Source organism: Vicinamibacteria bacterium (assembly GCA_035620555.1).
Taxonomy (GTDB): Bacteria; Acidobacteriota; Vicinamibacteria; order Marinacidobacterales; family SMYC01; genus DASPGQ01.
Genome location: DASPGQ010000796.1, coordinates 1 through 9033 on the forward strand (window position 1 = coordinate 1; position 9033 = coordinate 9033).

General features: G+C 62.6%; 7 protein-coding genes. 3 read left to right on the plus strand and 4 right to left on the minus strand.

Going from position 1 to position 9033, the window contains the following annotated elements:
- Window positions 1-251: 251 nt before the first annotated feature.
- The 4 genes from VEK15_31980 to VEK15_31995 all read right to left on the minus strand — a co-directional run bounded on the left by VEK15_31980 (window position 252) and on the right by VEK15_31995 (window position 4564).
- Complete coding sequence (locus VEK15_31980) at window positions 252-446, minus strand: hypothetical protein (GenBank protein HXV65358.1); 195 nt, start codon at window positions 444-446, stop codon at window positions 252-254.
- 293 nt (window positions 447-739) lie between these two features.
- Window positions 740-3367, minus strand: coding sequence for an ABC transporter permease (locus VEK15_31985; protein ID HXV65359.1), 2628 nt, complete (start codon window positions 3365-3367; stop codon window positions 740-742).
- Entirely contained in the window at window positions 3364-3795 is a 432-nt protein-coding gene (locus VEK15_31990) for a PadR family transcriptional regulator (GenBank protein ID HXV65360.1), read from the minus strand. Before VEK15_31990 ends, VEK15_31985 begins: the two co-directional genes overlap by 4 nt.
- 109 nt (window positions 3796-3904) lie before the next feature.
- Window positions 3905-4564, minus strand: a complete 660-nt coding sequence (locus VEK15_31995; protein HXV65361.1) for a Uma2 family endonuclease — start codon at window positions 4562-4564, stop codon at window positions 3905-3907.
- A 198-nt stretch (window positions 4565-4762) separates the two neighbouring features.
- Between VEK15_31995 and VEK15_32000 the strand changes: the two genes are divergently transcribed.
- From VEK15_32000 to VEK15_32010, 3 genes are all read left to right on the plus strand, one after another.
- Complete coding sequence (locus tag VEK15_32000; protein ID HXV65362.1) at window positions 4763-6154, plus strand: arginase family protein; 1392 nt, start codon at window positions 4763-4765, stop codon at window positions 6152-6154.
- A 33-nt stretch (window positions 6155-6187) separates the two neighbouring features.
- Window positions 6188-7744 (plus strand): agmatinase family protein, encoded by a 1557-nt coding sequence (locus VEK15_32005; protein ID HXV65363.1) that lies wholly within the window; start codon window positions 6188-6190, stop codon window positions 7742-7744.
- Window positions 7745-7925: 181 nt separating this feature from the next.
- Window positions 7926-9033 (plus strand): acyl-CoA dehydrogenase family protein (locus tag VEK15_32010; GenBank protein ID HXV65364.1); only part of this gene is annotated, 1108 nt, incomplete at its 3' end.

Below are 9033 nucleotides of genomic sequence, written 5' to 3' on the forward strand. Positions count from 1 at the left end.
TCGAGCCCGCCGGGGAGCAGCTGGAGCCTCCCAAGGTCCTATTGTTCACCTCCCCCGAGCGCCTCGCGCGCATTGCCGACAAACGCCCGATTCCGGTACGGCTCGGTGTCGACTTCCTTTCCGCTCGATACGTCGCTCTCGTGCCGTTCGAAATTGAAGGCCCCCGACCTCGGAGCTAGACGGACGTTGAAGGCATCGGTCCGCCGGCGGCACCGCGAGCGTCATCGGCCCGAGTTTCTGAGAGCGGCTGTCTAGAACCTGTCCCCCATGGCCTCTCGCAGCTCCTCGACCGACGGCTCATCGCCTGGCTCCGTCTCACCCATGAACGCTCGCACGCGCTGGTGAAGGGATTCCAAGTCCACGTCCTTCAGGCGATCTCCGAAGAACGCAAGTGTTTCCGCCTGCGCCACGGCGGCCGCGAGAGCGGCATTGATGTAGTTGTTCAAGGAAACGCCCTCGCGCCGCGCGAGCTCTCGAGCTTTGTCTTTTAGGCTTCACGAATCCGAAGAGATAGAGTCGCCATAGCACACCCTCACAAGTACAAAGCTTTCGCGTTGCCGACAAGCACCAGCCACCAGCACGTTCTGTCCACAACAAGTGGCGGAGTCTTGTATACGTGCTCGCGTCGCCCGTGACTCGATCGTGCAGCAACTCATTCGATAACAGATATCGATACATTCATAGTGTCAAATCGGGCTGCCAACATCTACGTCGCCGACGTCGGGCGGTGAGCCGCGGTCTACGTCTGCCGCAGAGCGATGAGCGGGTCCACCCGGCTCGCGCGGTGCGCCGGAATGAGTGTGGCGAGAAGGGCGGTCACGAGAAGGAGCGCGGCGGCTCCCGCGTACACTCCCGGATCCCGCGGCTCGACTCCGTACAGGATGGCCTTCAGCACCCGGGCGCTCCCGAAAGCGCCGGCGAGTCCGAGCGCGAGTCCGGCTAGCGCGGGAACCATTCCCTGGAGGAGAACCATCCTGAGGATCCGTTCGCGCCGGGCGCCGAGCGCGATCCGGATGCCGAGCTCCCCGGTGCGGTCGGCGGCGTTGTAGCTCACGACGCCGTAGAGACCGACAGCGGCGAGAAGCGAAGCGAGAACCGCGAAGGCCCCGATGAGAACCAGATAGAAGCGGGTCGGCGCCACGTTCCGGCCCACCGCTTCCTCGACCGTTTCGACGCGGTACATGGGGACGTCGGAGTCCATGCCCTCGAGGATGGTTCGCGCGGCGGGGAGGACGGGAGGGGCGCCGGGAACAAGACGCAAGGTGACGGTGAGACTCTCCGGGCCGAAGACTCCGTGAGGAACATAGATTTGAGGCTCGGGATTCTCGACGATGGTGCGAGAGCGCACGTCGGAAACGACGCCCACGATACGAAACTCGGGCGAGCCGTAGCCCACGTCGACGGTCACCTCGACGAGCTTGTCGAGAGGATCCTCGCGGGGGAAGACGATCCGGACGAACGCTTCGTTGACGAGAGCGATGGGCTCCCCGGAAGCATCGTCCGGGGGCTCGAGCATTCGACCGCGGCGAAGGGGGATCCGCATCGTCTCGAACCACCGGGGTCCCACGCTGTGAATGGACGCTTCGATCTCGTGTCCGGGAGGCGGCTTGGGTCGGCCATTCACCCTCACTTCGCCGGTGGCGTGAGACCGGCCGAGCGGAGGGCTCCACGCCGAGCCCACGGACTCGATTCCGGGAAGCTCGCGGAGCCGATCCTCGAGCTCGCGATAAAAGCTGCGAACGGTGTCGAGCGAGTCGTAGCGCGCTTCGGGAAGAGTGAGGTTGAAACGAAGGAGGTTCCTCGGGTCGAACCCCACGTCCACGGCGTAGAGGGCGTAAAAGCTTCGGAGCACGAGCCCGGCTCCCACCAGGAGAAGCGCCGACAGCGCCACTTCGGAGACGAGAAGGCCGGTGCGAAAGCGGCGCCGTCCCGGATCCCGCGAAAGCTCGCTCCGCAACTGCGAGCGGGTGAGCGCGAAGGCGGGAGCGAGGCCGAAGAGAAAGGTGACGGCGACGGAGATGCCGAGCGTGAACGCGAGTACGGTCGCGTCGATCTGGACTTCGAGAAGCCTCGGGATCTCGCTTCCCAATCGCCGCATGACGACGAGGCTCGCCGACGCGAGCCCGAGGCCTGCGACGGCTCCGGCGAGCGAGAGGAGCCCGCTCTCGACGAGCGACTGAGCGACGAGCCGGGTGCGGCTCGCACCCACCGCGGTGCGGATCGCGATCTCCTGTCGGCGATTCGAAGCTCTCGCGAGGAGCAGGTTCGCCACGTTGGCGCAGGCGATGATCGTCAGAAGGCCGACGGCCCCGAGCAGCAGGAACAGGCCCGCTCGAACGTCTCCCACCGTCGCTTCCCTGAGGGAGCGCACGAGGAAGCGCTTGTTCGTGTTCGAGTCGGGAAACTGCGTCTCGAGGTTCGCCGCCAGCCGATCGGCTTCGGCGCGTGCCGCGGCGAGGCCCGCCCCACGGGACAGACGGCCGACGACGTGGAACGTATGGCACCCGCGCCCGCAGCCCTCGGGGTCCAGGCGGCGGGGGATCCAGAGCTCGGCCCCGTCCGGGTAGTCGAATCCCGGAGGGGCGACCCCCACGATCTCGTACGGATTCGCGTCGAGCGTGAGGGTGCGCCCGAGCACGTCCTTCTCGCCCCCGAGGCGGTTCTGCCAGAACCCGTAGGAGACGACGACGATGGACGGGGCCGCCGCCCCGAACTCGTCGGCCCGGATGTCGCGGCCGAGAAGAGGGGTGACCCCGAAGACGTCCATGAGACCTTTCGTCACTCGAGGAAAGGAAATGACGATGGGCTCGCCGAGATCGGTGAGGGTCATGCTCGTCGAGCTCACTCCGACGAGAGTTTCGATGGCGTCCACCTCGCTCTCGAGATCGGCGAGGTCGGGATAGGACATCGAGCCGATGCCCGGGTCGGTGCCGGTCCAATCAGCGTGCACGGCGACGAGGGAGTCCGACTCAGCGTAGGGGAGCGGCTTCAGGAGAACGCCGTTCACGACGCTGAAGACGGCGGTGTTGGCACCTATCCCCAGTGCCAGCGTGAGAACCGCGACGGCCGTGAACCCCGGTCTCTTGATGAATGCGCGCAGGGCGAACCGGACTTCCGAAAGCAACCCCACGGGAACGTCTCTCTTTCTCCGGCTCGGGCGTCGCTCCTCGAAGCTCGGCCGGCATCTTTCCACGAGCCCCCAGAACAGGATTCCGGTCAGCGATCGAGCGACGAACGCGCGTCGTCGCTGGGCTTCGTGGTAGCCATCGTGGAAGGTCTCGACGATCGCGCTTTCGAACCGATCGAGATAGCGTTTCGGGTAGGCGCGCAGGCAGGTGCAAAGCAAGCCTTCCACGAATGGGCTCATGTTCGTTTCCTGGCAAGTTTCAGAGCACCGTCTAGTCGTTTAGTCTCGGCTCGAAGGGCCGACCGCCCGGCGCGGGTCAACCGGTAGTAGCGACGAGGTCTTCCGCGCTGGCCCTCGGGAGCACCGTCGGGAGCGTCGACTTCGGTGACGAGACCGAGCGCCACGAGTCGCCCCAGGACCCGGTAGAGCGAGCCGATGTCGGGACGCACCGTCCCACCCGATTCGGCCCGGACGGATTTCAGAATCGCGTAGCCGTAGAGGTCGCCTTCTGCGAGTACGAGAAGAACGTGGAAGTCGAGGGCGTTCACCACGCCAATATAGGCGTTTCGCCTGTATTGGGCAAGAGGGAAGCGTTCGGTCACGGAGGACGTCGAGCAGACCAATCTCACCTTCGCGGCGCTCAGGAACTCGACGAGTTCTTTCCGCAACCCAATAAGGGCTTCTGGAACGACGGCGGCGAGCTCTCGACCGACGTCGAATCGTCCGCGAAGTGGTCGATCTCGGGTGAAGGGACCAATCAGATCGTCGTAGCTTGGTTCATCGGTTCAGATCATCGAGCCATTCGTCAAAAGCGAGCAGGACGTCGTACTGGTCCTTCTGCCGACGCTGGTTGGTGAAACCGGTGAGGATGCCCGCGGTCAGCATCGGAAGGGCAAGGCTGGACTCGACGCTGCGGTACTCATCCTCCTCCAGACTGTAGATGGTGAGCGCCTTTCCGTCGTAGCGCCAGATTTCCGGCACACCGAGCTCGGCATACGAGGAAAACTTCGCGAGCGAATCATGAGACACGTCAATCTCGACGACGATATCCGGCGGCGGATCGCTCGCGAAATCGAGGTGGATCTTGCTCCCGATAGCGGCGGCAGACTGCACGTAGAAACAAGCATCCGGCTCCGTGCCTTTCCTGCGGTCCCTCCTTTTCATGGTGGAGGAGCCGAAGAAGAGAACTCGGATGCGAAGCCGGGCGCTGAGACGGTCCACGAGCCTCTCGATGAGCCGACTGTAGCTTTCGTGCTCGGGAGAGAGCGTCACGACCGAAAGCGTCCCCTCGTCATAACTGAGGCGAAGCCCGCTCGCCTCGCCGAGGCCCTCCAGGAGACCTTCATACTCTTCCCAACTGACGTTACGCAACGTCAACGTGCTGCCCGCAGGCAGCCGGTCGAAAATCTCCCGATAAGGGATCGTTTGAGTGCTCATCGTCCCTGGCCCGGATCGAGTATACCACCCGGCTACTTCACCGGTCACAGGTAAACGACGGTGGCAGTCGAACGTATTTGGCAGTAAATTCTCGAGCAGAAAAATGGGATATCTGTCGCAAATCCGGGCTGAAACTACTGAGCTTCAGACAAATCCGGTGAGAATTCCCATTCCATCAATCGGATTCAGGGGGACGATATGATCCCGCAACGTTTGACGCATCGTGCTCTTCTTCTCACGGCTTGTTCGGCATGCTTTCTGCTTTCCTTCAAGAGTGCACATGGACAATGGTCCATACCCGACGAGCTGCGGGCGCAGACGAGCGTGCTGAATGATGAACAGGTCGAGTTCATTACCTCAGGTGCGATTCTCAAATATATTCCGGAGCGACAGCTCGAACACGAGCTCGCGACGCGGGATGCAGACGGGCTGCGCTCTCTCATCGACGACCTGATGTCGCTCGACGGTCAAATGGGGTATGACCCGACGCGAGACATGGGCGCGGCGCCGCTCAACCTCACTTCCAAGACTTTCAACCAGGCCGTGCCGACTCCCGCGCCATTGCGCGATTTCGAACGTGAGCCCGGTCCGTTCAGCGTTCACCGGTACCTGTTTCCGAAGACCGGTGTGCCTACTTTCGGTGGCGCCGATATCGCCATCTGGCCGGAAGATCTCGTGGCAGGCAAGGTGGACGTTGCCATCGTCGGGGTGCCAAGCAATTCGAGCAGCGGCCGGCGCGATGCCAGGAACGGCCCGAGCGAAATGCGTGGCCTGAACACCATCGCCACCCCAGACGTGCAATCCCTGGTGAAACCGCTCGAAATCCTGTCGGTGGTCGACTACGGTGATTTTGCCGTCGACTGGATGAGCACCGAAAGAACCGTCAGTCATGTCACCGCCATGGTTGCCGAAACCGCGGGCACCGGCGCCATCCTGATGCTGGTCGGCGGTGATTCCTCCATGCTCTACCCAGGTGTCAGCGGCTTGGCCGTGGTACACGGAAAGGGGAGCTTTGGATTGCTCCACTTCAGCGCCCACCCGGATGCCGAGCGCCACGGTGACCATATGATTTCTGACCGTCAGGCGCTGTTCCGGCTATTGGACGAGGGCATCGTGGAGGGCAGCGAAACCATCCAGGTGGGCTTACGCGGGCCTGCGGTTGATGCTGAGACACTGCAATGGCTGCGCGATAAGCAAGTGCGCTACCACACGATGGCTGAGCTCCAGCAGCGCGGCTCCGAGAGCGTTATGGAACGAGTACTGCAGGAGGTCGCCAATGGTCCCGAGACCTTCTTCGTCTCGATCGACGTCAGCGTCATCAACCCCGCCGAGATGATTGCGGCTGGGCGTGCAACCGAAAACGGCATGCGTCTCGAGCAAGTGACCCGGACGATTCGCCATGTGTGCGCGGCGAAAGAGGTCGTCGGTTTCGAGCTTACAGACATGGCACCGATGCTCGATTTCTCCCGACTGTCGGTACTGCATGCGAATGCCGTGCTGAATGCTTGCCTGGTCGGCATCGCGGTGCGCAAGGCGGGCCTCGACCCGGACTACGTTCATCCATTGGCGCTCGATCACGGCCAGCGATAGCATGCGCGCGCCCGCACGTCCAGGAGCTTTGCGATGACATTCGTTTCGATCGAGATTCGTACCGGACTGCTCTTTCTCATGACGGCTTCAGCAGCCGTTACCTGGGCACAGCAGCAAACGACTCCTGAGCACGTGGTCGGCGAGCAGGCCTATCCATTTGACACCGTCGACCCACGGGAAGAGGAAACCCCACCCATTGAACTGCCCGAGAGCGTCGCGCCAAAGCTCGCATTGCTCACCCCGGAGCAGATCGAGTTTCTGAAGAGCGGCGATGCACGTGCTTTTGCCGGTCCAGCCGAAGAAACCGTCGAGGCGCTCGAGAAGCGCACACCGGAGGAAGTCAAGATCTGGATCGAGGCCATGCAACACGAGGTGGCACACAACCGCTACACCGAAGGACGAGACAGGCCTAACATTCCCTTCAACACCGAATCGCCCGAATTCAATGCGTGGCGATTGAGGCGTCCCCGTTCCATGGATCCACCGCGGGAGGCGGGTCCGATCGAGCTCGGCCGCTATGGCGGCCGGGGCGGGCCGCCAACATTCGGGGGTTTCCCCTTGGCGCTCTATAAGGAAGACCTGGTCGCGGGTGAGGTTGATATCGCCATTCTGGGCGCGCCCCTCAACATGGGCTCGGGATGGCGCGACTCGGGTGAGCGCGCCACCACCGAACTTCGCCTCCGGGACGTCAGCGGGGCCATGGGCGGATCGGACCAGTACGTACAGGTCAATGCCTCCAGGGTATTGAAGATCGTGGACTATGGCGACGTTGCGATAGACAACGAAAGCACCGAACGGTCCATGAGCCACGTACGCGAAATTGTGCGCGAGGTCGCGGAGACGGGCGCCGTACCCATGATTGTTGGCGGTGACCACTCATTGGAATACCCCAATGTTGCTGCCCTGACAGACGTCTATGGCAAGAAGAAGGTTTCCGTCATTCACTTCGATTCTCATTACGATGCATGGTGGGGCGGCACCGAGCTGATCAGTCATGGTTACCCCGTGTACCGCCTGATCAATGAAGGCCATGTGCGAGCCGCGGATTTCATCCAGGTCGGGCTGCGCTCGAGCGGACCCGACAAGTCGGGGTTCAAATGGATGCGCGAGAACGGCATGCGTTATCACACCATGGCCGAGATTCAGCGGCGCGGCTGGGATGCCGTGATTGACCGGGTTGTCGCCGAGGCCAGTGAAGAGGGCCGCAAGCTACACGTCTCTTTTGACATTGATGTTCTCGATCCCGCATTCACAGTGGCTACCGGCACACCGGTTCCAGGCGGCCTCACCATGCGCGAAGCGGTTGCCGTCGTGCGCCGCTTGTGTGCCGAGTCCAATGTGGTGGGGTTCGATCTCGTCGAGCTCCATCCCGCACTCGATCCGACCTACCGGACGACGCTCAACAGCGTGCATATCGTCAAGGCGTGTCTGACGGGACTCGCGATGAACGAACAAGGGCTGACCGGGAAGCATTACCTGAGCCCGTTGTCATCGGAGCACGCCATTGACGATTACTATGGCGACCAGCAACTGTACCTGGACTCGACAAAGGCAGAGGAAGAGAGGGAAAAAGAAAAAAAGAAGAAGTGACCGCTGACGTCGACCGCCTGAGGTCCGATCCGAGAGTCGCCGATCTGCTAGCGCGAGTGGGCCTCTGCCGGTGCTGTGACTGTGGGCCGAGTCGCGCCGTCACTTCCGACCGACGATGCTCTCCAGGGCGTCACGGCGTTCGAGGAGAAGCGGACCCCGCCTTCAAAGGGAAGTAGACATGATCGACTTCAGCCTGAGCGAAGAGCAACGGCAGTTCAGGGCGCTCGCTCACGAGTTTGCTGAGAAAGAAATCTTGCCCCGGGCGCGTCACCACGACGAGACCGGCGAGTATCCGATGGAAATCTGCCGCAAAGCGTGGGAGCTCGGCCTGATGAACACCCACATCCCCGAGGAGTACGGAGGGGCAGGCCTGGGGGTGATCGAAGGCTGTCTCATCGCCGAGGAAGTGTCCTGGGGCTGCACCGGCATCGGAACGGCGATGGAGGCCAATACTCTGTTCATCTGTCCAGTGATGGTGGCGGGAAGCGCCGAGCAGAAGAGGAAATGGCTTGCGCCGATGACAGAAGAGTTCTGCCTCGCGGCTTATTGCGTCACCGAGCCCGGCGCTGGAAGCGACGTGCAGAGCATCCAGACGACGGCGAAGCGCAACGGGAACGACTATGTCTTGAACGGAAGCAAGATGTGGATCACGAACGGAGGTGTCGCCGACCGGTACTTCGTTCTCGGCTACACGGATCCTTCGAAGGGCCACCGGGGCATGAGCGCCTTCGTCGTGCCTCGAGAGTCGGATGGAGTCGTTCTGGGGAAGAAAGAGAACAATATGGGCCAGCGCTGCTCGGATACCCGGGCGGTGACCTTTCAGGACGTCAAGGTCCCGGTCGCGAACCGACTCGGAGAGGAAGGCGATGGGTGGAGGGCGGCGATGGCCGCCTTCGACCACTCGCGGCCGGTCGTCGCTTCAGCGGCGGTGGGCCTGGCGCAATCCGCCTACGATCACGCCGTCGCCTACGCGAGGGAGCGCCAGACCTTCGGCGTTCCCATCTACAAGCATCAGGCCGTGGGATTCATGATCGCCGACATGGCCTGCGCCATCGAGGCGGCCCGGCTTCTCGTCTGGCAATCCGCCTGGACCATCGATCAGGGAAAGCGCAACACCCGGCAAGCCGCCTACGCCAAGCTCTTCGCCGCCGACACCGCGGTCAAGGTGGCGAGCGATGCCGTCCAGGTGTTCGGGGGAAACGGCTTCAACAAGGAGTACCCCGTCGAGAAGCTCTACCGCGACGCGAAGATCTATCAGATCTACGAAGGCACGAGCCAGATTCAGAGGC